The 25,033-nt window shown below is 30.0% G+C and carries 27 protein-coding genes; 17 read left to right on the forward strand and 10 right to left on the reverse strand.

From position 1 onward, the window contains the following. The first annotated feature begins 1 nt into the window (after position 1). Positions 2–697 carry a lycopene cyclase domain-containing protein gene (locus Q0870_RS02245; RefSeq protein WP_298550671.1) on the forward strand — a complete coding sequence of 232 codons (696 nt, stop codon included), beginning with the start codon at positions 2–4 and terminating at the stop codon, positions 695–697. Here the strand turns inward: Q0870_RS02245 and Q0870_RS02250 are convergent. From Q0870_RS02250 to Q0870_RS02280, 7 genes are all read right to left on the reverse strand, one after another. Continuing rightward, the gene (locus Q0870_RS02250; RefSeq protein WP_298550673.1) at positions 686–1,246 is read right to left on the reverse strand and encodes a TlpA disulfide reductase family protein; all 561 of its coding nucleotides are present in this window, start codon (positions 1,244–1,246) and stop codon (positions 686–688) included. The genes Q0870_RS02245 and Q0870_RS02250 overlap by 12 nt on opposite strands. Positions 1,247–1,317: 71 nt before the next feature. Then, a complete protein-coding gene (locus tag Q0870_RS02255; RefSeq protein WP_298550675.1) occupies positions 1,318–2,196 on the reverse strand; it encodes an anti-sigma factor in 879 nt (292 codons plus the stop codon). A 76-nt stretch (positions 2,197–2,272) separates the two neighbouring features. After that, positions 2,273–2,944, reverse strand: a complete 672-nt coding sequence (locus tag Q0870_RS02260; protein WP_298550677.1) for a Crp/Fnr family transcriptional regulator — start codon at positions 2,942–2,944, stop codon at positions 2,273–2,275. A gap of 111 nt (positions 2,945–3,055) precedes the next feature. Then, positions 3,056–3,481 (reverse strand): DUF5606 domain-containing protein, encoded by a 426-nt coding sequence (locus Q0870_RS02265; RefSeq protein ID WP_298550679.1) that lies wholly within the window; start codon positions 3,479–3,481, stop codon positions 3,056–3,058. Between the two features lie 54 nt (positions 3,482–3,535). Next, the gene (def, locus tag Q0870_RS02270) at positions 3,536–4,126 is read right to left on the reverse strand and encodes a peptide deformylase (protein WP_298550681.1); all 591 of its coding nucleotides are present in this window, start codon (positions 4,124–4,126) and stop codon (positions 3,536–3,538) included. A gap of 84 nt (positions 4,127–4,210) precedes the next feature. After that, entirely contained in the window at positions 4,211–4,624 is a 414-nt protein-coding gene (gene ruvX / locus Q0870_RS02275) for a Holliday junction resolvase RuvX (protein WP_298550683.1), read from the reverse strand. A 103-nt stretch (positions 4,625–4,727) separates the two neighbouring features. After that, the gene (locus tag Q0870_RS02280) at positions 4,728–5,039 is read right to left on the reverse strand and encodes a hypothetical protein (protein ID WP_298550686.1); all 312 of its coding nucleotides are present in this window, start codon (positions 5,037–5,039) and stop codon (positions 4,728–4,730) included. Between the two features lie 325 nt (positions 5,040–5,364). Between Q0870_RS02280 and Q0870_RS02285 the strand changes: the two genes are divergently transcribed. The 6 genes from Q0870_RS02285 (at position 5,365) to Q0870_RS02310 (ending at position 11,166) form a co-directional block, all read left to right on the forward strand. Continuing rightward, on the forward strand, positions 5,365–6,180 hold the full coding sequence (locus tag Q0870_RS02285; protein WP_298550688.1) for a 2,3,4,5-tetrahydropyridine-2,6-dicarboxylate N-succinyltransferase: 816 nt from the start codon (positions 5,365–5,367) through the stop codon (positions 6,178–6,180). 1 nt (position 6,181) lies between these two features. Next, positions 6,182–6,850, forward strand: coding sequence for a 7-cyano-7-deazaguanine synthase (locus tag Q0870_RS02290; protein ID WP_298550690.1), 669 nt, complete (start codon positions 6,182–6,184; stop codon positions 6,848–6,850). A gap of 184 nt (positions 6,851–7,034) precedes the next feature. Beyond that, positions 7,035–8,078, forward strand: coding sequence for a sugar-transfer associated ATP-grasp domain-containing protein (locus Q0870_RS02295; protein WP_298550693.1), 1,044 nt, complete (start codon positions 7,035–7,037; stop codon positions 8,076–8,078). A 140-nt stretch (positions 8,079–8,218) separates the two neighbouring features. Then, positions 8,219–9,154: an ATP-grasp fold amidoligase family protein gene (locus Q0870_RS02300; RefSeq protein WP_298550695.1), complete on the forward strand. Its 936-nt coding sequence runs from the start codon at positions 8,219–8,221 to the stop codon at positions 9,152–9,154. 81 nt (positions 9,155–9,235) lie between these two features. Continuing rightward, positions 9,236–10,171, forward strand: a complete 936-nt coding sequence (locus Q0870_RS02305) for a Stealth CR1 domain-containing protein (RefSeq protein ID WP_298550697.1) — start codon at positions 9,236–9,238, stop codon at positions 10,169–10,171. A gap of 98 nt (positions 10,172–10,269) precedes the next feature. Further along, the gene (locus Q0870_RS02310; protein WP_298550699.1) at positions 10,270–11,166 is read left to right on the forward strand and encodes an ATP-grasp fold amidoligase family protein; all 897 of its coding nucleotides are present in this window, start codon (positions 10,270–10,272) and stop codon (positions 11,164–11,166) included. On the opposite strand, the gene Q0870_RS02315 is transcribed toward Q0870_RS02310, so the two are convergent. Beyond that, on the reverse strand, positions 11,159–11,971 hold the full coding sequence (locus tag Q0870_RS02315) for a glycosyltransferase family 2 protein (protein ID WP_298551243.1): 813 nt from the start codon (positions 11,969–11,971) through the stop codon (positions 11,159–11,161). The genes Q0870_RS02310 and Q0870_RS02315 overlap by 8 nt on opposite strands. A 117-nt stretch (positions 11,972–12,088) precedes the next feature. On the opposite strand from Q0870_RS02315, the gene Q0870_RS02320 reads away from it, so the two are divergent. Together Q0870_RS02320 and Q0870_RS02325 are read left to right on the forward strand one after the other, a co-directional pair. After that, complete coding sequence (locus tag Q0870_RS02320; protein WP_298550701.1) at positions 12,089–12,913, forward strand: glycosyl transferase; 825 nt, start codon at positions 12,089–12,091, stop codon at positions 12,911–12,913. Positions 12,914–12,954: 41 nt separating this feature from the next. Further along, on the forward strand, positions 12,955–13,722 hold the full coding sequence (locus Q0870_RS02325) for a glycosyltransferase family 2 protein (RefSeq protein ID WP_298550702.1): 768 nt from the start codon (positions 12,955–12,957) through the stop codon (positions 13,720–13,722). Here the strand turns inward: Q0870_RS02325 and Q0870_RS02330 are convergent. Then, on the reverse strand, positions 13,719–14,471 hold the full coding sequence (locus Q0870_RS02330; protein WP_298550704.1) for a lipopolysaccharide kinase InaA family protein: 753 nt from the start codon (positions 14,469–14,471) through the stop codon (positions 13,719–13,721). The genes Q0870_RS02325 and Q0870_RS02330 overlap by 4 nt on opposite strands. Positions 14,472–14,484: 13 nt before the next feature. On the opposite strand from Q0870_RS02330, the gene Q0870_RS02335 reads away from it, so the two are divergent. From Q0870_RS02335 to Q0870_RS02350, 4 genes are all read left to right on the forward strand, one after another. Beyond that, complete coding sequence (locus tag Q0870_RS02335; RefSeq protein ID WP_298550706.1) at positions 14,485–14,643, forward strand: hypothetical protein; 159 nt, start codon at positions 14,485–14,487, stop codon at positions 14,641–14,643. Positions 14,644–14,892: 249 nt separating this feature from the next. After that, entirely contained in the window at positions 14,893–16,314 is a 1,422-nt protein-coding gene (locus tag Q0870_RS02340; RefSeq protein WP_298550709.1) for an HD domain-containing protein, read from the forward strand. Beyond that, positions 16,301–17,317 carry a COX15/CtaA family protein gene (locus Q0870_RS02345; RefSeq protein WP_298550710.1) on the forward strand — a complete coding sequence of 339 codons (1,017 nt, stop codon included), beginning with the start codon at positions 16,301–16,303 and terminating at the stop codon, positions 17,315–17,317. The genes Q0870_RS02340 and Q0870_RS02345 overlap by 14 nt, the downstream gene beginning before the upstream one ends. 40 nt (positions 17,318–17,357) lie before the next feature. Continuing rightward, on the forward strand, positions 17,358–17,870 hold the full coding sequence (locus tag Q0870_RS02350; protein ID WP_298550712.1) for a hypothetical protein: 513 nt from the start codon (positions 17,358–17,360) through the stop codon (positions 17,868–17,870). On the opposite strand, the gene Q0870_RS02355 is transcribed toward Q0870_RS02350, so the two are convergent. Next, a complete protein-coding gene (locus tag Q0870_RS02355) occupies positions 17,871–18,938 on the reverse strand; it encodes a hypothetical protein (protein ID WP_298550714.1) in 1,068 nt (355 codons plus the stop codon). A gap of 223 nt (positions 18,939–19,161) precedes the next feature. On the opposite strand from Q0870_RS02355, the gene gap reads away from it, so the two are divergent. From gap to Q0870_RS02375, 4 genes are all read left to right on the forward strand, one after another. Next, positions 19,162–20,151, forward strand: a complete 990-nt coding sequence (gene gap / locus Q0870_RS02360) for a type I glyceraldehyde-3-phosphate dehydrogenase (protein WP_298550716.1) — start codon at positions 19,162–19,164, stop codon at positions 20,149–20,151. A gap of 330 nt (positions 20,152–20,481) precedes the next feature. Then, positions 20,482–21,378, forward strand: a complete 897-nt coding sequence (locus tag Q0870_RS02365) for an ATP-binding cassette domain-containing protein (protein ID WP_298550718.1) — start codon at positions 20,482–20,484, stop codon at positions 21,376–21,378. Between the two features lie 10 nt (positions 21,379–21,388). Continuing rightward, entirely contained in the window at positions 21,389–22,213 is an 825-nt protein-coding gene (locus tag Q0870_RS02370; RefSeq protein WP_298550721.1) for an ABC transporter permease subunit, read from the forward strand. A 28-nt stretch (positions 22,214–22,241) separates the two neighbouring features. After that, positions 22,242–25,031, forward strand: coding sequence for a T9SS type B sorting domain-containing protein (locus tag Q0870_RS02375; protein WP_298550723.1), 2,790 nt, complete (start codon positions 22,242–22,244; stop codon positions 25,029–25,031). The last annotated feature ends 2 nt before the right edge of the window (positions 25,032–25,033 follow it).

Here is a 25,033-nt window from a genome sequence, read left to right on the forward strand (position 1 = left end):
GATGAATCATTTATATCTATTGTTAAACTTAGGGTCTTTAGTAGTCCCTTTTATTTTCAGCTTTCATCCTAAATTAAAATTCTATAAACTTTGGAAACCTTTATTTATTGGAATAGTAATTAGTATGTCTATTTTTATTCCTTGGGATATAATTTTCACAAAACAAGGTGTATGGGGTTTTAATGATGATTACTTTTTAGGAATTAAACTATTTTCTCTACCCATAGAAGAATGGCTTTTTTTTATATGCATTCCCTACGCATGTGTTTTTACACATTATGCATTACTTTATTATTTCCCAAGTTTAACGTTGTCAAAGTCAACAACAAAAACCATTAGTTACGTATTTGTTTTATTATTAATTATACTTTCAGTATACAATTACAATAAATGGTATAGCCTAATAAACTTCTCATTAGCTGCAATTTTAATCATTTTTGTAATAAATTATAGTATTGAGTTATTAGGTAATTTCTATCTCACTTTTATAGTTATGCTAGTCCCCTTTTTTATTGTTAATGGTACCTTAACAGGTAGTTTTATTGAAAATGAAGTCGTTTGGTATAATAATTTAGAGAATTTAAATATCAGGTTATTTACTATACCTATTGAAGATACTGTATATGCTTTTTCTCTTATTCTACTAAATTTATTTATTATGAATTTGTTAAATAAAAACAAAAAACTACTTCAATAACTCATCAATAGTTTTTCTTACTGTTTCACTATTCCAATTTGCAGCTCCGGTTTTATCAATTACCTTTCTTCCTTGTTTATCTATTAAAAATGTTCTAGGGATACTTGTAACATCAAAAGCATCAGGATACTTAGTTATTGGGTTAAATACTCTGAAGGTATAACCCTTATTACTTATAAACTTATTGATTACTGAAAACTCCTCATTTGAAACAAATACGAATTCAATTTCATCTTTGTAGTCTTCATATAATAATTGCATACTAGGCATTTCCGCAATACAGGGAGGGCACCAAGTGGCCCAAAAATTGACTAAAACCACCTTACCTTTTGTGTTTTCAAAATTTAAAATAGCACCATTTTCATCTTTTAATTTCCAGTTATAATGCTCAATTTTTAATTGTTTAGATTCATCAATTATTGAAGGACCAAAAAGAGCCAGTGTTTTGTGAAGTAAAACTTGTATAGGCTGGCGAGTTTGCGGCACAAGCAATAGCCCAATCATTATAAAAAATATAATATTCTTTATTTTACTGTTAGTAAGTTTCATTTAAATAATATTAAAAGGCACAGCTTCAAAACTGAAACCATGCCTTAAATCTAACAAAATAAACTTTAATCTTATCTAGTAACTTCACCCCAAGGTAAAGACCCTAAGTTTTGACCAAAGTTATGTGTTGCAGGAGCTGTCTCTTGTCCAGCAGTTCCCACTAATGGTTTAATTGCAAAAGGTGCAGGAGAATCATCTGGAACAGGTTCAACTGAAACTACTACAGTTCTTCCTCTAACATCTAAAGGAAATGTTTCCCCAGCTGGAGCATTTAAAAAGAAATCTTCTCCTGGAATTGGTGGTCCCATTTTAAATTCATCTCCACTAAAATCATTAAAACTATCTCGTGCTCCAAAATCGGTAAACACACCTGTACTAATTGGTCCTGCTTCACCAATAACCCAACCTTCATAAGCCCAGCCTGCAGGTAAGGTAGGTAATACAAAATTTGGAGTTGGTGGCGCTCCTGGTGTACCAAACCAAACACCAAACTGATCATTCATATTATTTGGGTTTCCTGGTTCAAGTTCATCTGTAGGGGATCTTAAAAAGAAAGCTCCTGCTGCATTACTAAAATCTCCAACAATAGCAGAATTTACATCTGCAGCATTTCCTGTAAAATCGCCTACTAAAAGCTTAGTGTCTGCTGGTGCTGGGTCTGCATCAACTGCTGGTTCAATTGAAAGCACAAATGTTGTTGCACTACTTAATTGAGCAGCATTAACTGAAAAAACTTGCGGAAATGTAACTGAAGAAAAAGTTCCAGTTGAAACTGGTGATCCATCAACTATTATCCATCCTTCATAAACATAATCACTTCCTAAAGCTTCTAAACCATTTAAATTTAAGGTTAAATTTGCATTTGTCGGTGTGGTGTTATCATCATCATCGCTACAAGATGTAGCAAAAATTCCTAGGGCTATTATTGCCAAAAACATTTTTTTAATCATGGTATTTTTTTTTAAGTTTTTAATTATACTTCAAAAGTATACCACGTAACTATTATAAAATGTTAGCTACCTAACATTAGGCGCTTTTTTCGTGAATTCTTATCTCTTTTCTTGTAAATTCTATGATATTTTCTTCTTTTAATTCGTTTAAAAGAATATTTAATGTTGGTCTAGACGTACCAATTAATGAAGCAATGTCTTTTTGTGTATAAGGGTGTTGTATAACTTTATCTCCTGTTTTTTCACAATCATAACCGAATTCCATACATAACTCATCTAGAAATTCAATCAACCTTGTTTTTGCATCTTTGAAAAGTAAAAGTTGAAGACGTCTTTCCAATTTTTTCAATCTGAAGCCAATAACTTTATATATTTTTAAACTAAACGTTTGATTGTTACGCATCAAATCATGCATTGTATTTACGCCTACAGGGCAAATACTTGTGGTATTATCAATAGATTGCGCAAACTCTTCTCTTGTAGACTCGCCTAAAATAGCAGTTTCGCCAAAAATTTCGCCACGTGTTAAAATGGCTTTTACAACTTCTTCACCATCTTCATTATAATAACCAATTTTCACTTTTCCTTTTTCTATTAAATAGACTTTATTTGCAGAGTCTTCTTCAAAATAGATATAGTCTTTCTTTTTGTAGGCATCAAAATCATGCTCTTTTTTGTAGGCTTTGAACTTATGCGGGCAAAGTACCTTGAAAAGATTGACATCATCAAAGAACCAAAGTGATTTCATTTTATTTAAGATTTGTTAGATTATTTTAGGTCGCAAAAACCTCAAAACCTTACAAAAAGACATAAAAAAAGCCTCCACATATAGGAGGCTTTCATTGATCTATTTTAAAATCTATTCTTCTTCATCAGAGGTGTTTTCAACCTCATCAACTAAAGCATTTAACATATTATGTTCTTGCAATAAATTATACCATTGAATTACTTTTTTAATATCGCTAGCATATACTCTATCCTCATCATAATCTGGTAAAACATTAAAGAAATATTCTTCCAATTTATCTTTACTGTCTTTAGCTTTTACAGATGCTTTCTCACCGTTTTCCTTTTCCTTAATATTTATAAAAACTTGGCTTAAAGGAATTTCTTCAGTTAATGTATATATAGCTATTTCGCTTAATACACTAACATTATTTTGCATACTAACAGAAATACGTTTGTTATCAATTAATGATTCTGCTACAAAACCACCACGTGTTTGAGTTATTAACTTGTATAATCCTGGTTTTCCTGAAATTGAAATTACTTTATCTAAACTCATAAATTGCTTTTTGAAAGGCGCAAATATCAACTGTTTATTGATGTCTTGCAAATATTATCGCCTCTTTTTTTGGTCTGGAAAACGCATTCTGTAGTCTACATTTATTTTTCCTTTAGAAATGTTTGTAAGCCTTCCTTTTATTAATCGCTTTTTTAAACTTGATAATTTATCCGTAAATAAAACACCTTCAATATGATCGTATTCATGCTGAATGACCCTCGCTCTCAAACCATCAAAAGACTCTTTATGCGCGTTAAAATTTTCATCAAGATATTCAACAGTAATAATAGGTTTTCTAAAAACATCCTCTCGAACATCTGGAATACTTAAACAACCTTCATTAAAAGCCCACTCATCGCCTTCCTCTTCAATAATTTTTGCATTTATAAAGACGCGCTTAAATCCATTTAAAGCTTTTTGTTCTTCTTTACTTAAATCTTCATCTTCTGAAAACGGCGTAGTATCCACCAAAAATAATCTAATAGGTAATCCAATTTGAGGTGCCGCTAAACCAACTCCATAAGCGTTGTACATGGTTTCAAACATGTTTTCTAAAAGGTCATCAAAATTTGGGTAATCCTTGGCAATATCTTTTGCTTTTTTCTTTAAAACAGCGTCTCCGTAAGCTACTATAGGTAAAATCATTCTGTGTTATATTAATCTTTACAAAAATACAATACTTATACTTTATGCATTGTATTTAACAAAAATTTATTGTTCCTTAATCTTCTATTGTTTTGAATATAAATAACTCTGCAGAATAAGTGTTGCACTAATTTCGTCAATTAATGCTTTATTTTTTCTTTGACTTTTCTTTAATCCACTATCTATCATGGTTTGAAATGCCATTTTTGATGTAAATCGCTCATCTACTCGTTTTACAGGAATATTAGGTATTTCTTTTTCTAACTTAGAAAGAAATTTAATAATATGAACTTCGCTATCAGAAACAGAATTATCCATTTGCTTTGGCTCTCCAACTATAAATAATTCGACAGATTCATTCTTTATGTAGTCTTTTAAGAACGAAAGTAACTCTTTAGTATTAACAGTAGTAAGTCCAGAGGCTATTATCTGTAACTCGTCTGTTACAGCAATACCTGTTCTTTTAGTGCCAAAATCAATCGCTAAAATTCTTCCCATATTATTTTTTTTCAAAAATAGTTTAATAAAACAAGAAAGGCTATCCATATGGACAGCCTTTCTCAATAGTTAACCTTAATTATTAATACTTGAACATTATCTTTTAAGCTCTTGCAGAACTACTAATTTCTTTAAATACTAATTTGATGTTACTCACTTTTCTTTTGCGGTTTAAGTAAATTCTAATATCACTAGAACTACGAGCAATCGTTTCATTTACTTTAGCAGCATCAATTAATAATGAATCATTTTCTTTAATAGTATTAACCGCTGCAATTACAGTAGCTATATCATCTCCATTAGAGAAAGAAATAGTCTTATTAGTTTCAATACTTACAACTTCCGTAGTACTTTGAGCGTTTCCGAAAGAGAAACTTAGTAATAAGATTAATAATATGTAAAAATTTGTTTTCATGTCTTTATCCTTGTTCGATGGGTCAAATATATATCGAGAATTGATTCCATTAATAATAAATTAGTTATACGCCGTGTATTTTCGATTATAAGAGAACCGCCTTGTTTTTACCGATAAACAGTTGAAATACACAATTACAGGATGAAAAACACTTTATTTTACATCTTATCCTAAATAGGTATAGCTCAAAAGACGAAATACACATTTACATCTATTAAAAACTACTTATAAATTTAATATTTCTTATAGATTCCCATTTATTATTATGGCTATTTCAATGTCTTTTTAATTGATAGCTATTATATTTGCCTAAAAACAAATATTAATGACAGAACTACAACAAATCATAGAAAAAGCTTGGAATAATAGAGATCTTTTAAATGAAGAAACTACCACCACAGCAATAAGAAACGTAATAGATTTATTAGATAAAGGAGAATTAAGAGTTGCCGAACCTATTACTGATGGTTGGCAAGTTAACGAGTGGGTTAAAAAAGCAGTTGTTTTATATTTCCCAATTCAAAAAATGGAAACCTTAGAAGCTGGTATTTTTGAATACCATGATAAAATTCCTTTAAAGAAAAACTTTGCAGAGCGAGGTATTAGAGTTGTGCCTAATGCAGTCGCTAGACATGGTGCTTATATTTCTCCTGGAACTATATTAATGCCAAGTTATGTAAATATTGGTGCTTATGTAGATAAAGGTACTATGGTTGATACTTGGGCTACGGTTGGTAGTTGTGCACAAATTGGTAAAAATGTACATTTATCTGGAGGTGTTGGTATTGGTGGTGTTTTAGAACCACTACAAGCCGCACCAGTTATTATTGAAGATAACGCTTTTATTGGAAGCCGCTGTATAGTTGTAGAAGGTGTGCGTGTTGAAACTGAAGCTGTTTTAGGTGCTGGAGTGGTATTAACAATGAGTACAAAAATTATTGATGTAACAGGGGATGAACCTATAGAGTACAAAGGTATTGTACCAGCACGATCAGTTGTTATTCCTGGAAGTTATGCAAAACAGTTTGCTTCAGGAAGTTATAATGTACCTTGTGCGTTAATTATTGGAAAGCGTAAAGAGAGTACAAACAAGAAAACATCGCTTAACGATGCGCTTCGTGAGCATAGTGTAGCAGTTTAATATGAGCCAAATAAAACACGTTTTGTGGACTGGTGGCTGGGACTCAACATTTAGAATTATCCAATTATATAGATTAAATGCCACTATTCAACCACTTTATGTTGTTAATGATGAAAGAGTCTCTACTAAAAGAGAATTAGAAGCTATTGAAAAAATAACTAAGGGTATACAAACACAATTCATACAATCTAAAGGAGAAATTCTTCCATTACAAATTATTAAAAAACAAAATATCCCATCAAACATATTAATAAAAAAAATACATAAGCATCTTAGACGAAAAGTAAAATTAGGCAAGCAATATTATTGGTTAGCTTGTTTGGCAAAAAAATATAAGTCTAAGAACTTAGAATTATCTTTACATAAGGAAGATTTAGATAAGTTTTTTGTTAAAGAACAACTTATTGAATTTAAGGATGAACATTTAGGTTCTAATTGGAAAATAAATCCTAAAAAGGTTGGTTTTTTTAAAAGGCAGCTTTTTTCAAATATGGTATTTCCTTTGATTGATATTTCTAAAATTGAAATGAAAGCTGTTTCAGAAAAAAATGGTTTTTATAATTTAATGGAGTTAACATGGTTCTGCCATAATTCAGACAAAAAGCCCTGTGGAGATTGTCCACCATGCAGGCAGTATGTTAGAGATGGATTTGGGTTTAGGCTACAGTAATTTCTTTTTGAATAAATTAATTGTATTACCCAAATTAATAGCCTTTTAATAAAAGAACACTAGTATTCACCAATTAAAAAGAGCTAATAATTTTGTTTATATTTACTCAAACTATTTATTTATATATAGTTATTAAAATTAAAGCTAATTTTTATTTATGCTTTAAAAATTATAATCCAACTTAATGATTAAAAAGGATACAAAAGATAATATACGATGGCATTTCAGGCTTAAACGGTCTAACAAAAAAGCTTTAAATGCTCTTAAAATTATTGAAGATTATAAAGGGGAAATCAACCCGAAATTAGTTAAACTGTCAAATGAATACGCTAAAGAAGTTCTAGGAAGTAAGGCTTACGCACCTTGGCTTTATGTTTATGCAGCGCTTCAAAACAAGTTTGAAGAAGGTTGGATTCCAGATAATTATTATAATAAAGAAGTCGTACAAAGACAAAAAGGGGAATATGGAGAACTGGCTGACAGAAATTTTATAACACCTTTACTATTTCCAAAAATGGAAACTTTAAATGTTGGTTATTTTATTAATGGTAAGTTTTGTACAACTGATAATAAAATTATAAATCCTGAAAATTTTAAAGATTATATTTTTAAAAAAAACAGTAAATTAGTTTATAAGTTAGAGAATTCAAAACGAGGAAAAGGGGTCTTCGTAATGGACAGAAACAATTTTAACACTTCTTTCTGTCTTTCATGTAAAAACGACAATGGTGTTTTTCAAAAATTTATTGAGCAACACCCCTTTTTTTTAGAATTTACGGATAATGCTGTAGCAACAATTCGAATCACAACAGTATCAAATGAAATAGGAAATATATCTGCAAAAGCGTCATTTATAAAAATGGGGCGTAATAATGACACACACGTCATGTCAAGTTCTGCTATAAACATTCCAATAAACATTAAAACTGGAGAATTAAGCTCTAAAGCTTACATGAATTGGAAAGAACTTGATTCACACCCAGATAGTAAAGTTACCTTTGAAGGTAAAAAAATCCCACATTTTGAAAAGTGTATAGAAAAAGGGATACAAATGCATAGTGAAATTCCTTTTATAGGCTGCATAGGTTGGGATTTTGCTATTGATAAATTTGAAGAAGTACAGCTTATAGAATGGAATGGACGCCACAATGGCATTAAATTTAGCGAAGCCACTACTGGCCCATGCTTTAAGGGTTTAAATTGGGAAAATCTTTGGAAACAGAAATAACTCAAACCTAATTAAACTGAAAAAACATCATTTTAAATACCAAATAAAATACATCAATTCATCCTGATGTATTTGAAAAAAATGCGATTTTACACCAAAATTCTATTGTAAAATACGATATAAAAAAATGATTTAATTTTATGACAAAACTATTCCAAATAATTAAGAAAAAAGCAAAGAGAAATCATCTAGTATTATTAAGGAAATTAAAATTCGTATCACCAGAAACCTACGTACATTATCTTTATAGTTATTATACTGGCAAAAAATTAGATTTAGTTAATCCAAAAGAATTTAATGAAAAAATTCAATGGTATAAAGTACATTTTCATCCTAAAATTTTAAATCAACTTGTAGACAAATATGCTGTAAGAGCTTATGTTAAGGACAAAATTGGGGCACAATATCTCAATGATATTTACGGTGTATATAAGAAGCCTGAAGAAGTACCTTTTAATGAATTACCAAAACAATATGTCATTAAAGCTACAAACACAAGTGGATATAATCTTATTGTAACAGACAAAGAAAATCTTGATAAAAAAAAGACACGTAAATTACTTAAAAAATGGTTGAGTAAAACCCAATATTACTTAAGAAGCAGAGAGTGGGCTTATAAAGATGTTGAACCAAGGTTAGTCGTTGAGAAGTTTTTAAAAGAAGAAGGTAAAAGTTCACTTGTTGATTATAAATTTTATTGTTTTGATGGAGTTGCTAAATTTGTTGATGTTCATATAGATAGAGACAAAGAACATAAACAGGGATGTTTTGATCTGGATTTCAACTTGTTACCTTTTGGTAAAAGCATTAACTATAAAAGTATATCATCAGGGTTGGCAAAACCGACTAACTTTGATGAAATGGCAGAATTATCTCAAACTTTAGCTGCTAATCTTCCTTTTGTTCGCGTTGATTTTTATTCGGTTAATGGAAATTCTATATTTGGAGAAATGACTTTTTACCCCTCAGGTGGCAGAAAAGATTTTTTTCCTGATAAGTATAATAAAATTATCGGAGATTATTTTAAGCTACCAAAACTTAAAAAAGGACAAAAAATAATAACCGAAATAGATTAATTGCTTAGATTTATTTTTTTATAAAATAGCATTTGTTGATTGATGAGAAACAAGAATCATAAAAATAACGTTATTGACAAAATGCAAATAGACGTCGTTCTACCATGGGTTGATGGGAATGATGAGAAACATCGTTCTAAGATGTTACCGTATGTAAAAGATAAATCTAAATTTCAATCTGAAATGTTTAGGACTCGATTCGACCATGTAAATGAAATAAAATTTGCGGTTGATTCCATTTTAAAATTCGCACCATTTGTCACGAATATTTACTTAATTACTGATAAACAAACACCAGATTTTCTCACTAAGGAAAATAATGCAGAATTTTATAATAAAGTGTCCATAATTGATCATACCCTGATTTTTTCTGGATATGAAGAATACTTACCAACTTTTAATAATAGACCAATTGACACCTGTTTACACAGAATACCAAACTTGGCAGAACACTTTCTTTATTTTAATGATGATGTTTTTTTAATTAATAAAACGCAACCTGAAGATTTTTTCAAAAATGAATGGCCTATAATTAGAGGGGAATGGACAAAATTTGAAGAAGATAAGATTAAAAAATTGGTCAAAAAACCCAAAGTTGGTCATAAAACCGCACAACAAATAGCAGCAAAGCAATTAGGCTTTAAAAAATATTATAGATTCAGACATACGCCACATCCACTACGTAAATCAACTTTCGTTAATTATTTTAAAGAAAACGAAGATATATTCATAGAAAATATAAAACATAAGTTTAGACACCCAAACCAATTCACTCCACAGGGCTTAGCCAATCATATAGAAATAAAAAATGGCACCTGCTATTTTGAAAATGATTTGAAGCTTAAGTATTTTAGATCTTATAAAAAACCTTTGTTTTGGTATAAGTTTAAACTCAATGTAATAGGAAAAGGAAAATTGTTTTTAGGACTGCAAAGTTTAGATCACTGTCCCCCTATAATTTTAACATATTTATTAAAATGGCTTGATAAAAAAACTAATACTAAAATTAATTACTAATGGTTAAAAAAGGTCACACTAAATAGCATATCCTTAAATAACTAATATTTAAATCTTTTTTTTGATAGAATAAATACTTCGAAAAAACATATTACAAAATGATAAAAAAAATAATTTATGGTCTTATAAAAAAGCTTAAATTCTTACCAGCCGATGTGTATATGAAATATTACTATGAGTATTATTCTGGCAAAAAATTGAATTTAAAAAACCCTACTGAATTCAATGAAAAAATTTCTTGGCTAAAAGTTTATTACCACCCGCCTATTTTAACCCAATTAGTAGATAAATATTCGGTTAGAACTTATGTGCAAGAAAAAGTTGGTGAAGCTTATTTAAACGAGCTCATTGAAGTTTACGATAGTGCTTCAAAAGTTGATTTTAAAAAACTCCCAAACCAATTTGTGATTAAAGGCGTACATGGATTTCATTTTAATCTTATTGTTGAAGATAAAACTCAATTAAATAAAAAGCGTGCAAAATACCTTATGCACAAATGGATGCGAAAAAATCAATATTATAGAGGTGGTTTAGAATGGGCTTATAAAAATGTTAAACCAAGATTAATTGCTGAAAAATTTTTACCAGAAATTGGTGAAGAAACTATTGGCGATTATAAATTCTTCTGCTTTAATGGCACACCTAAATTTGTTCAAGTAGATGTTGATAGAGGTACAAATCATCAACGCGTTTTTTATGACTTAGATTGGAATAAATTGGAATTTCATGATGAGTTAAAAGTATACAACAAAGAACTTGAACAACCTATAAACTTTAACGATATGATTATTACTGCTACAAAATTAGCTGATAAATTTCCATTTGTTAGGGTGGATTTATATTCTATAAAAGGTAAAACTATTTTTGGTGAAATGACTTTTTACCCTGCTGATGCTAGATTTGAATTCTATCCTCCTAAATATAATACCATCATAGGGAGTTATATAAAATTACCAAAGCTTAAATCTGGTCAAAAAGAAATAACTACTATTTAACTATTCCAAAATCAGTCCAAACTCTTTTATCCTTTTTTGTAGCTTCTCTAATTGATAAATTTTTATTGATTGATTCTGGCGTTTTATACCCTCTTTTATGATCTAAATGTACACATATTGCACTATAACGTATTTGCTTAGGTTTAATCCCGTAATTTACTAAACGCTCTCCCAATTCTCTATCTTGACCACCATATTGCATACGTTCATCAAAACCATTTATGGCTAAAATATCTTTTTTCCAACCAGAAGCATTGTGTCCATTCCAGCTAGGTCTAGTTGGTGTTAATTTATTTAATAATATAGATTTATAGCCTTTAGCACTTAACTTATTATTTTTAAAAGATGGTTTCAGCCCATTATTTTTCAACCATTTTACGTCAAAACAATGTCCTGAATAAATGTTATTTTTATTAATTTTATGTGATATATCAAGAGGAAACATAAAGTACCCACCAGATAAAAAATAACCAACTTCTTTTTTCGTTTCATGAATTTCTAAAAAATCAACTCTTGGAATACAATCGCCATCACTCATAACAATATACTCACTTTTACAAGCTACAACTGCTTTATTTAGAATTCTCGATTTCTGAAAGCCATCATCTTCCTGCCAAATATGATTAATATCTAAATCATATTCTTCTCTAAAACTGTCAATTAAGTTTTTAGTTTTTGGCCCGGATCCATCATCTGCAATAACAATTTCAAAATCTTTAAAAGTTTGACAGCTATAACCCCATAACACCTTTTCTAACCAAGCTTCAGCATTATATGTGCTAATTATTACTGAGATTTTTGTCATCATTTTTCTATTAAAAAAATTGGTAGTATAAAACAGCAAATTAATAAAACAAGTTGTAATATTTAAAAAAAAATGACATTAAGTATTTACTATATTTGTTTTTATATTTAATCGCCTATGAAAATTGTTAAAGAACTTCCGAAGTCTATACTTCACAGTTTATTTTTACATTTTGCGCCTTCATCATTTTTATTGAAAAATAAAAAAACGTTACCAGTTATTGTTTCATTAACCTCTATTCCATCTCGTATTAGTACACTCCATTTAGTAATTAAAAGTTTGTTTAATCAAAGTTATTTACCCTCCAAAATTGTTTTATGGCTACATGAAGATTTAAAAAACAATCTACCAAAATCTTTAAACAAACTGCAATCTGCTTTATTTGAAATAAAATATTCGCCTTTAACGTGTTCACACAAAAAACTAATTCACACCTTAGAAAACTACCCTGAATCTATAATTATCACTTGTGATGATGATTTAATTTATAGAACAGAATTGGTTAAAAACCTCTACGATGAACATTTAAAATACCCAAAAGATATTATTGCGAATAGAACTAATCAAATAAAACTCGACAAAAATAATGAGTATAGACCTTTTAGTCAATGGAAGTTGAAAGATGTAGAGATTAACCAAAAAGCATTATGCCCTATAGGTGCTTGGGGAATTTTATATCCGCCAAAATCATTACCAAGCGAAGTATTTAATCAAGAACTATTTTTAAAATTAACTCCTAAAGCAGATGATTTATGGTTTAAAACCATGTCTTTAATAAATGGGACTACTTCTAGAAGATCACAAAATACACCTAAAAGCCCAATTCCTATCTGGGGTACTCAAAAAATAGCTTTAAAAAATGATAACATAAAGAATAATAAAAATGATACGCAATGGCTTGCTGTATCCAAATATTTTAATTTAAAAGAATTATTAAAATAATAATTCTTGTCTTAGAAAAACTAATTTACCATTATTATAATTTGAATAAACACAATAAAATATCAGCTTTACTAATAACTTATAATGAAGTTAATCATATTGACCAAGTCATTGATAATATTAGTTTTGCTGATGAAATTATAGTGATAGATTCTTTTAGCAATGATGGTACTTTTGAAAAATTAAAGGCTTTAAAAAATGTAAAAACTATTCAACGTGAATTTAAAAACTTTTCAGATCAAAGAAATTTTTCATTAAAACAAGCAAATCATAATTGGATTTTATTAATTGATGCTGATGAGCGCATAACCGATAAACTGAAAACTGAAATATTTAAAGAAATAAACACTCCAAATAATATAGCTGGTTTTATGTTTAAACGGCTATTTTTCTTCAAACAAAAAAGAATTCGTTTTAGTGGTTTTCAAACAGACACAACTTATAGATTATTTAAAAAAGGGAAAGTAAAATATAATGAAGACAAAATAGTACATGAGATGCCAATAATAGATGGAAAAAGTAAATTACTAAAAAACTACATGTTACATTATTGTTTTGAAAGTGCTGAACATTATAAATCTAAAATGGAACAATATGCAGAACTTAAAGCTTTAGAGTTATTTAATAAAGGTAAAAAAACAAATATTTTTAATTTCTATATAAGGCCTTTATATAAATTTATTACAAACTACTTTTTTAGATTAGGTTTCTTAGATGGTAAAGAAGGATTTATAATTTGTAATTTAAGTGCGTATGGTGTTCGTTTTAGATATAAAAAACTTAAAGAATTATGGAAACAAAAACACTAAAGTTTTAATTTACTCTTTAACTCTCTTTTTCGTGTAAGTTTTGCTCTAAAATCTTGTGTTTCTTGCCACATTAAACTAAAAACTTTATTATAATCTTCTCCAATACATTTAGCATATTCATCACTCATAACTTCAACCATAAATTTATACTTACTTAATCTTGAAAAATTTTTAATTCGAGTCTCAAAATCTAGATTTCCAAAATTCATTCGATTTAAATCAACTAAATAAAATTTATAAGTATTCTTTTGCTTTTTTATCAATGTATTTCCTGGAGAATGGTCTAGAAAATGGATACCTTTTTCATGCAACTCAAAAGTAAACCTTGTAAAGGTTCTTAGAATATTATCGTAATCAGGGTAATCAAAATTAGTTATAAGTTCTCGGTAAGTTAAATCACAATCTAACTGTTCACTTACATAAAAGCTTTTTTTTAATAAAAATGCTGTTTTATATTCAAAATATGCTATTGGCTTTGGTGTTCCCACTTTTAAACTAATAAGTTTATTAGCATATTCAAAAGAGCGTTCCGCTTTACTTTTTCTAAAAAGCTTATAAGCAATTTGGTTAATAATGTTTGGAATTTTAAAGGCTTTAATATTAATATTTACTCCGTCCAAATCGACAATTTTAATAATATTTCGCTCTCCTTCACCTCCACTTACATTATCAAAATCATGAATTAAATTAGTAAGTTTATTACTGAATTTTTTGTTAAAATTTTGATTAAACACTTTACTTTCCGTCATTTCAACTAAATAAATGGATACAATTATTATGATTATTATTATGATTTCTATCGTAAATTTAGAACTCTGCAAATATAAGGTTCAAAACATGAATGAAGAAATAAACATAGCTTTACATAGAGGTCTTATTCTTTATCCAACAGATACGGTTTATAATATTTTTCAATTTTGACGCTGTTGAAAAAATTTATGCATTAAAACAACTAGAAAATAGTCATGTATTAATTTGTTGGTGATGATACTAATGATAAAAAACAAATACCCAAAACCTATAAAGAAATTACTCTCGAGGTTTTAAAAGGTGTGGACTATGTTGTAAATTTGCACCACAAAAAACAAGCTCTAAGCCATCATCAATTAGAAAGTTACACAACAATGGTATTGTTAAAATAATTCGAGAGTAAAACCTCAAAAATTATCAATGAATTACAAAGAAGCATTACAACATTCTATTTTTAAAATCATTTCTCAATCTGCAGAAGAATTGCAGTTGGACTCTTTTGTAATTGGTGGTTTTGTTCGCGATTTTCTGCTTAAACGAGGCCATGCTAAAGATATTGATATAGTTGCCATTGGAGATGGCATAAAACTGGCTAAACAGGTAGCAAAAAACTTACCTGACAAACCTAAAGTTCAAGTCTTTAAAACCTACGGAACGGCTATGTTAAGGCATGATGATATTGAAATTGAGTTTGTTGGTGCCAGAAAAGAATCCTATACCGAAGATAGTAGAAATCCATTCGTAGAAAATGGCACTTTAGAAGATGACCAAAACCGTAGAGATTTTACTATTAATGCCTTAGCATTAAACCTAAGTAAAGATAGTTTTGGTGAATTGCTAGACCCTTTTAAAGGTATTGAAGATTTAGAAAACAAAATCATTAAAACACCTTTAGCCCCAGATATAACTTATAGTGACGACCCACTTAGAATGTTGCGAGCCATTAGGTTTGCCACACAACTAGATTTTACAATTGAAGAGAAATCTCTTGAAGCCATATCAAATAACAGCCATAGGATTGAAATCATTACAAACGAACGTATTGTAACCGAACTCAATAAAATTCTTGAAAGTAAAAAACCATCAAAAGGGTTTTTGCTATTAGAAAAAGCTGGATTATTACAATATTTTTTACCTGAAATTACAGATTTAAAAGGCATTGATGAAGTTGAGGGACAACGCCATAAAGACAATTTTTATCACACACTTGAAGTTGTAGACAATATATCTAAAAAAACTAATAACCTTTGGTTACGTTGGGCAGCTTTACTACATGATATTGGTAAAGCCCCAACAAAAAAATTTAATAAAAAAGTGGGATGGACATTTCATGGACATGAATTTGAAGGTTCAAAAATGGTCTATAAATTATTTAAAAGACTAAAGATGCCATTGAATGATAAAATGAAATTTGTTCAGAAAATGGTATTCATGAGTTCTCGACCTATTGTTTTAGCTGATGATATAGCTACAGATTCTGCAGTACGCCGTTTAGTATTTGATGCCGGAGATTATGTTGATGATTTAATGACTTTGTGTGAAGCAGATATAACCACCAAAAACCCTAAAAAATTCAATAAGTATCACAATAACTTCAAAATTGTTCGTGATAAAATTATTGAAGTTGAAGAAAGAGATCATGTTAGAAATTTTCAACCTCCAGTTTCAGGTGAAGAAATAATGGCCGCATTTAATTTAAAACCTTCTCGTGAAATAGGCATAATTAAAGAAACCATAAAAGAAGCAATTCTTGAAGGTGATATTCCAAATGAATATGATGCTGCCTATAAATTAATGCTTGAAAAAGGAAAAAAATTAGGTTTAATAAATGAAAAAGGATAACAAAAAAGTAATATACTGGCTTTTAATAGGGTGTACCTTAATTTTCATCATGGTTGTTGTTGGTGGTATAACACGACTAACGCACTCTGGCCTATCTATTTCAAATTACAAATTAATATCAGGAACTATCCCCCCAATGAGCGATGCCGAATGGAATACCGCCTTTGATTTATACAAACAATATCCTGAATATCAGAAACTTAATAATCAATTCACCATTCAAGAGTTTAAAGATATATATTTCTGGGAATGGCTACATCGTGTTATTGGCAGGTTTATTGGTATCGTATTTCTAATTCCTTTTTTATATTTTTTAATCACCAAACAACTTACCAAACCAACTATAAAAAAAGCTATTATTTTATTGTGCTTAGGGGCATTTCAAGGGTTTTTAGGCTGGTATATGGTTAAAAGCGGTTTAGTGGATAATCCAGATGTTAGTCATTATAGGCTAGCAGCTCATTTAACAACAGCCTTTATAACATTTGCATACACGTTTTGGGTAGCATTAGATTTAATATTCCCTCAAAAAAAAGACATAAGTACATCATTTAGAAATTTAGTACGTTGGGGATTGGCTATCTTAATACTACAAATTATTTACGGTGCATTTGTAGCTGGATTAGATGCCGGTTTTATTCACAACCATTGGCCCATGATGAGTGAAGGAAAATTTATTCACGAAACTGTTTACATAGAACAAAACCCTGTTTACAAAAACTTTATTGAAGGTAAAAGCGGCGTGCAATTTGTTCATAGAATATTAGCATTTGTCGTTTTAGGTTTCATTATTGTAATTTACATGAAGGCAAAAAGAATGCTCCTTACTAATTACCAAAAAAAAGGTATAAACCTTCTTTTAATAATAGTTGGCATTCAATTTCTACTTGGCGTTTTCACAATACTATTACAGGTTCCGGTATGGCTTGGTGTAGCTCACCAAGTTGGAGCATTTTTCTTATTAAGCGCCATGACATTTACCCTACATCGTTTTACCAAATAATTCAAAAAAAGCCTACCTTTGTAGCATAATTTCATAGTTAATGATTTACAGATTTAGAGTAATTTTAGATAATGATACTGAAGAAGATATCTTTCGCGATTTAGAAATTCGAGAAACAGATACGCTTGAAGACCTACATAATATTATCACACAATCATTTGGATTTGATGGTTCTGAAATGGCATCATTTTATATTAGTAATGATATTTGGGAACAAGGTGAAGAAATATCATTGTTTGATTTAAGTGAAGATAATTCTGCTCGATTAATGAATGAAACATCTTTAGATGGTGTTGTGCATGAGGCACAAACAAAACTTATATATGTTTACGATTTTATGAGCATGTGGACCTTTTATGTAGAATTAGCTGAAATTGTTGATGAAACTGAAGGTAACGATTATCCAAACCTCATGTTTGTACAAGGGCAAGTTCCTGATACAGCTCCAGAAAAAATATTTGAAACAGATGATGATGACAACTATAACGAATTTGATGACGGCATTGATGTTGATGACTACGAAGATTTAGACTTCAACGAAAACTGGAATTAATTAACGATACTTATTTTCTAAAGGATTTACATTTTCGTAATTTCTGGTTAAGAACTCTAAAGAATATTTTAGAATCTCCCCCATACTTTTGCTCTTTTTAAAGTTTACATCGTGGGTATAATCAAAAACAGTCATTTTCAACAATTTTACATTTTCCTTAGTTGAAATATCACTAGCTTCCATACATGCTATTAACCGTCCCATTCTATTATAAAAACTTTTAAGTCGTTTTACCAAAATAGAACGTTCTTCAGTTTTATATTGATCTATAGATAGTTTTTGAATACTATTTGAAACCAGCTGAACCATTTCATAATTTTCTTTAAAAAATTGCGGTCTGTAAATATTAAATTTACCTTCATAAGATTGTTGATCAAAATCTATAGCTCTTATTCTATAAACTACCTTATCAAAATCATGCGTAGGTACAATAACATAGTTGTAAGACCTCATATCTCCTAACATACGAATCATACAACGCTCGTTAAACTTTACAAACTCTTTGGCTATTTGAGATTTTTCAGACTTGCTACATTTAGGTAGCATATTCTTTATAAATTCATCTCCTGGAATTCCTGCAATATGTTCCTCAATTAAAGTATTTTCAAAAACTAAAAAATTTAAATTATAAGGAGAAAGCATATGCTCTAATTCTAAACCATAAACCCTTGAAGCATCAGCAACTTTAACATAGAAGTATGTAGAATTATCATTTAAAATATTTCTAATTTTTATCCTAAAAGGCTTAGAATTACCAAAGGTGCAGTAATCAACAGCATCAACACTTAAAAAAGGTAAAATATTTTCATTACCATCAGAATGAAAAATGGTGTACACTTTTTTTAATGCAGAATCAATTTCTTCTCTTTCAAATTCATTATAATACACTCGAACCCACAAAGTATCATTATCCTCTTTATCATAAACAACTATAGAACCTTGAAAACGGAGCAAATCATCATAAAAAATAGGAATCTTAACATTTCTATTATACTTAGAAAGATACTCGTGTAACTTAGGTGTTACCGGAAAAGATGGTTTTCTTTTAGAAATTTTTAAATCTTGCATTTATACTAAAATATTAAATGAAATATACACTTTTATTTATTAAGCCCATAATGTATACCCTTTAAACATTAAACTAATTGAATAAATTCAACTTTTAAAATTAATATTAATTTAACTAAATTTTGAAACAAATATCATAGATTGATAAAGACTTTAAAAACACGTTTTAAAAAAGTAAGGAATACAAGTAATTAAGACTAAAAACAAATAAAATTAAAAACACATGAAAAGAATTGCCATTAATGGAATGGGGCGTATTGGGCGTGCCGCTTTAAAAGTTATTTTAGACACACCAGGATTAGAAGTTGTTGCTGTAAACGATTTAGTAACTACAGATAATATTGCCTATTTACTAAAATACGATACCGTTTACGGAATCTACGAAAAAGAAGTATCTCACGATGATAACCATCTTATAATAGATGGAAAAAAAATAAAATACTATTCCAACCGAAACCCAGAAGAATTACCTTGGAAAGAAAACAACATAGACATAGTTATTGAAAGCACAGGTTTCTTTACAAAGAGTGAAGATGCTGCAAAACATATTACTGCCGGAGCTACAACAGTTGTTATTTCTGCGCCAACAAAAAGTGCAGACACACCAACGGTAGTACATGGTGTAAACTCCAAAGACGGTAAAGCAAGCATATTTTCTTGTGCCAGCTGTACCACAAATAATATTAGCCCCGTAGTTGAAGTTTTAGGGCGTAGAATTGGTATAAAAAAAGCAATCATGACCACCGTACATGCCTACACAGCATCACAAAATATGGTAGATTCTGTGTCAAAAAAGAATTACAGAATGGGTCGTGCAGGAGCAGCAAACATAGTACCTACCTCAACAGGAGCAGCCATTGCCACAACCAAAGCCTTACCGCAATTTACTAATAAATTTGATGGTGTTGCCTTGCGTGTCCCAATCCCAGTAGGCTCCATTTCAGACATGACATTTGTTACAGAAAAAAACGTCACTGTAGAAGAAGTTAACGCCATTTTACAGGAAGAAGCCGCTACAAACCGTTACGCAAAAGTACTTTCTACAACTTATGAGCCTATCGTATCTTCAGATATTGTTAAAAGTCCGTTTGCCTCAACCGTCGATTTAAGCATGACGCGCGTTGTAGATGGCGATTTACTAAAAGTAATGACTTGGTACGATAACGAGTGGGGATTCACAAATCAAATGATTCGTCAAATTCAAGAAATCTAGAATCAAAATATAGAAAACTAAAAAGATCATTTGTTTAAATGGTCTTTTTTTTTGATTAAAATTATTTGGGCGTTACCCGAAAAGGGTCGGGCTATCCGTTACAAGTCCTCGCACTTCCTTCGTCAGGCTGTGGGCTATCCACTTCTATCCCTAACGCACTCATCCGCCAATACAAAACCTAACTTAAAGTCATTTTTCATTTCAAAATACCGATAATACATCATTTTAAAAAGAATATATTTACTAGATGTAACAAAATTTAATCACGCTCGTCTTACTTAAATAACTAACCATTGCTGGCATCTTCAGTTGGCAAAAAAACTTTATAGCTTGGAATCTATACTAACAATTAACAATCTTACTAAAAAATTTGGCTACTTAACCGCAGTTAAAGATTTATCATTCACCATAAACAAAGGCAATGTTTACGGTATTTTAGGCCCAAACGGAAGTGGAAAATCTACAACTTTAGGTATTGTACTAAATGTAGTTAATAAAACCGAAGGCAACTTTCATTGGTTCGACGGAAACACATCAACACACGATGCATTAAAAAAAGTAGGAGCTATAATCGAGCGACCAAACTTTTACCCATACATGACGGCAGTACAAAACCTAAAACTAGTTTGTAAAATAAAAGGTGTTGATAAAAGCAAAATAGATGAAAAACTAGAAATAGTTGGACTTTTAGAACGTAAGGACAGTAAATTCAAAACCTATTCTCTCGGGATGAAGCAACGCTTAGCCATAGCCTCTGCCCTATTAAACGACCCTGAAATATTAATTTTAGACGAACCAACAAACGGTTTAGACCCACAAGGTATTCATCAAATTAGAGAAATTATAAAGCAAATTGCAGCCAAAGGCACCACCATTTTATTAGCATCACATTTACTTGATGAAGTAGAAAAAGTATGCTCTCACGTTGTTGTGCTGAGAAAAGGCGTAAAACTATATTCTGGTAGAGTTGACGAGATGATTTCAAGTCATGGTTTCTTTGAACTGAAATCAAATCAAGAAAAAGAGTTAGTAACCTTATTAGAAAACCATAAATCATTCGAAAAAGTTAAAGTTCACGAAAACTTAGTTACAGCTTTTTTAAATGAGCCAATGAAATCTGACGATTTCAATAAACTCCTTTTTGAACAAGGTATTATTCTAACCCATTTAATACAGCGTAAGGAAAGCTTAGAAGAGCAATTTTTACAATTAACTGACAACAATTAAAATTAACCAGATGTTACGACTTTTAAATTTAGAATTACAAAAGCTTTTACTTAACAGAACAAGTAAAATACTCATATTCGTTTCATTTATATTACCATTTTTTGTGATATTATTATCATCATTAAAAATTAATGTTTTTGGTTTTTTCACATTAGAATTAGGTGAATTAGGCGTTTTTAACTTCCCTATAATTTGGCATCTTACTACGTTTTTCGCTTCTCAATTCAAATTCTTTTTTGCTATTGTAGTAGTAAGTATGATTGGTAACGAGTATAGTAACAAAACCATAAAACAAAACCTTATTGATGGTTTAAGTAAACAGGAGTTCATACTATCGAAGTTTTATGCTATTATATTTTTCTCATTAATTTCAACCATACTTATTGGTCTTATATCATTATCTATAGGTTTATACTATTCAAGTTACACAGAACCTTCAATAATATTTAGAGGTATTGAGTTTTTAATGGCATATTTTGTAAAATTAATAGGGTTCTTTAGTTTGTGTTTATTCTTTGGTATGTTAGTAAAACGATCTGCATTTGCATTAGCATTTCTATTTATATTGTTTATTTTAGAGTGGATATTATTTGGCTTAATAGCGTGGCAATCAAACAATAACTTAGCAGATAAAATTCAAAATTTCTTCCCATTAAAATCCATGTATAAATTAATTGACCAGCCTTTTCAAAGAGTAGCGATGTCTAAATTCCCAGATAAAGCCCAATTAGCTTATGATTATGGTGCACATGGATACGAAATTCTTATTGTTTTGTGTTGGACAGCCTTATTCATCTTTTTATCGTTTAGATTATTAAAAAAGCGAGATTTATAATATATTTGGTAGCTTTTGCTACTGAAAAATGAAAAACGCTATATTATTCGTAATTTTTAGCCTATTTAGTCTATCTATATATGCTCAAAACGAAGCATCTACTTGGTACTTTGGAGAAAATGCTGGGATAAAATTTAATATTTTTACAGGTGGAGTCACACCTCTTTCTGATGGTCAAATTAATACTCGAGAAGGTTGTGCTTCAATTTCAGATTCTAGTGGTCAGTTATTGTTTTATACAGATGGTACAACCGTTTACAATTCGGTTCATGATGTTATGCCAAACGGAAATGATTTATTAGGTGATGAGTCTAGCGCACAATCTGCAATTGTGGTTCCCAAACCAAATGAACCTAATATTTATTACATTTTTACTGTAGGTTCAAATCAAACCCTTACTGGTCTAAACTATTCTATTGTTGATGTTTCAGCAAACTCTGGAGCTGGAGAAGTAACACGTAAAAACACAAATTTAATTCCTGATTGTGCCGAAAAAATATCAGCTGTAGTTAAAGATTGTGATACAAAATCTATATGGGTTATTGCTCTTTCAACAGCATCTGGTTTTATAGCCCCCTCCTCTTCTTTAAACACATTTTATGCCTTTGAAATTAATGGCTTTGGTGTTAATTCCATTCCAATAAAAAGTACATTACCAATTACTATTTCAGATCGTCGTGGTTATTTAAAACTCTCCCCAAGTGGTTCGAAATTGGCTTGTGCAAATGTTATATCTGGTTTATTTTTATTTGATTTTGATTCTGATTCAGGTCTTGTTCGCAATTCTAATCAAATAAATATTGATGGCATCAATAATAAACCTTATGGAATTGAGTTTTCACCTAATAGTGAATTGTTATATGTAACGTCCACAAATAATTTTTTTGATAGAATAAATAGTGCTAATAATGATAACCCTGCAAATCACACCTCTGTTCTGTTACAATATGATTTAAATGCCACAGATATTGAAAGTAGTCAAGTTGTAATAGATAATCGAAATTTATACCGTAGCGCATTACAATTAGGACCTAATGGAAAAATATATAGATCCTTAAGTGAAACGTACAATAAAGGTTTGAATGGACTAGGAGCAATTAACAATCCAAACGTAATAGGAACTGCAGCTTCTTATCAACATGATGCCGTCAATCTGGGTAGCAGAAACTCTACCCAAGGACTTCCTCCATTTATAGCTTCTTTTTTCAACGAACAGATTGACATTATAAAGAATGGAAATTCTACAGCTTATTTGTCATTATGTGAAGATGACTCTTACACATTGGTTGTTGATAATATTCCTGGGGCAAAATATATATGGACTCGTGATGATATTTTACTCCCAGAATCAGATTTTGATTTAGTTCTGTCAAAAACTGGATTATATTCAGAAAGTGGAGTATACAAAGTTGTAATAGAACCTTTAGGCACTGTAATTACTAATTCATGTGGGTTCCCTCAAGGCCAAGCGACTGTTCAATTTTTTGATTACCCTACTGCTATGGATGCTTCTTTGTTTCAATGTGATTTAGATTTAAGTTCAATAGGTATAACGACATTTAATTTAACTGAAGCTAATGAAATTATAACCAATCCTTCAGAAGAAATAACAGTTACTTTCCATAATACCGCGAATGATGCTACTAATGGCGCTAATGCCATATTACATCCTGGAAACTATGAAAACAACCATCCAAATGAACTATTATTTACTAGAGTAACTCATAATTTTAGTGGGTGTTTTGAAACAGCTACCCTCAGTCTAGGTGTTAGCAATACTCAAGTACCTACTTACAAGGCAGAGCCTGTTTGTGATGAAGAAGATTCTCCTGATGGATTAAATTTGTTACAACTTAAGCCCTATGAAGCAGAAATATTAAATGGCTTACTTATCCCTATAACTGATGCTCGAGTAAAATTTTTTAAAACTTTGAATGATGCCCTAGTAGAAGAAAATGAAATTTTAGAATTTCAAAACACAACACCATACGCCCAAACAATATTCTATAGAGTAGAAACTACAAGCAATAATGAATGCTTTGGTATAAATGAAATTGAATTAACAATAGATAAATTACCAGATATTGTTGAAAATGAGACCATATTTTATTGTTTAAATACTTACCCACAAACCATTTCTATTGACGCTGCTCTTATTAATGATACTCCTAATAATTATACTTACAATTGGTCAAATGGAGAAAGTGATTATGAAATTCAAATAAATGAAGCTGGTACCTATACCGTTGATGTTATCAATGCTAATGGTTGTTTCAAAACAAGAACAGTAATTATTAAACCTTCTAACACCGCTACATTTAGCACACCTTCTTTTAATATTAATAATGAATTTTCTTCAAACGTTTCAGTTACCGTTTTTATTAATGAAGATAGTTTAGACACTTACCAATTTGCTTTATTAGGTGCTGATAATCAAATTTACAGAGGTTTTCAAGACAGTAATATATTTGAAAATATTTATCCTGGTATATATACTATTAATGTGAAAGAAATCAAAAACAATTGTGGCACTATTGATTTACCAGTTTCAGTTATTGGTTATCCAAAGTTTTTCACTCCTAATAACGATGGCGTAAATGACACTTGGCAAATTTTAGGTGTTTCAGAACAATTTCAATCAAATTCATTAATTAATATTTATGATAGATTTGGAAAACTTTTAAAACAGATTTCACCTACTGAAAAAGGATGGAATGGTACCTTAAATGGTAATGTTTTACCAGCGGATGATTATTGGTTTTCAGTAAAACTAGAAGATGGCAGATTATTTAAAAATCACTTTACTTTAAAATATTAGCG

The organism is uncultured Algibacter sp. (assembly GCF_947487575.1).
Classification (GTDB): domain Bacteria; phylum Bacteroidota; class Bacteroidia; order Flavobacteriales; family Flavobacteriaceae; genus Algibacter_B.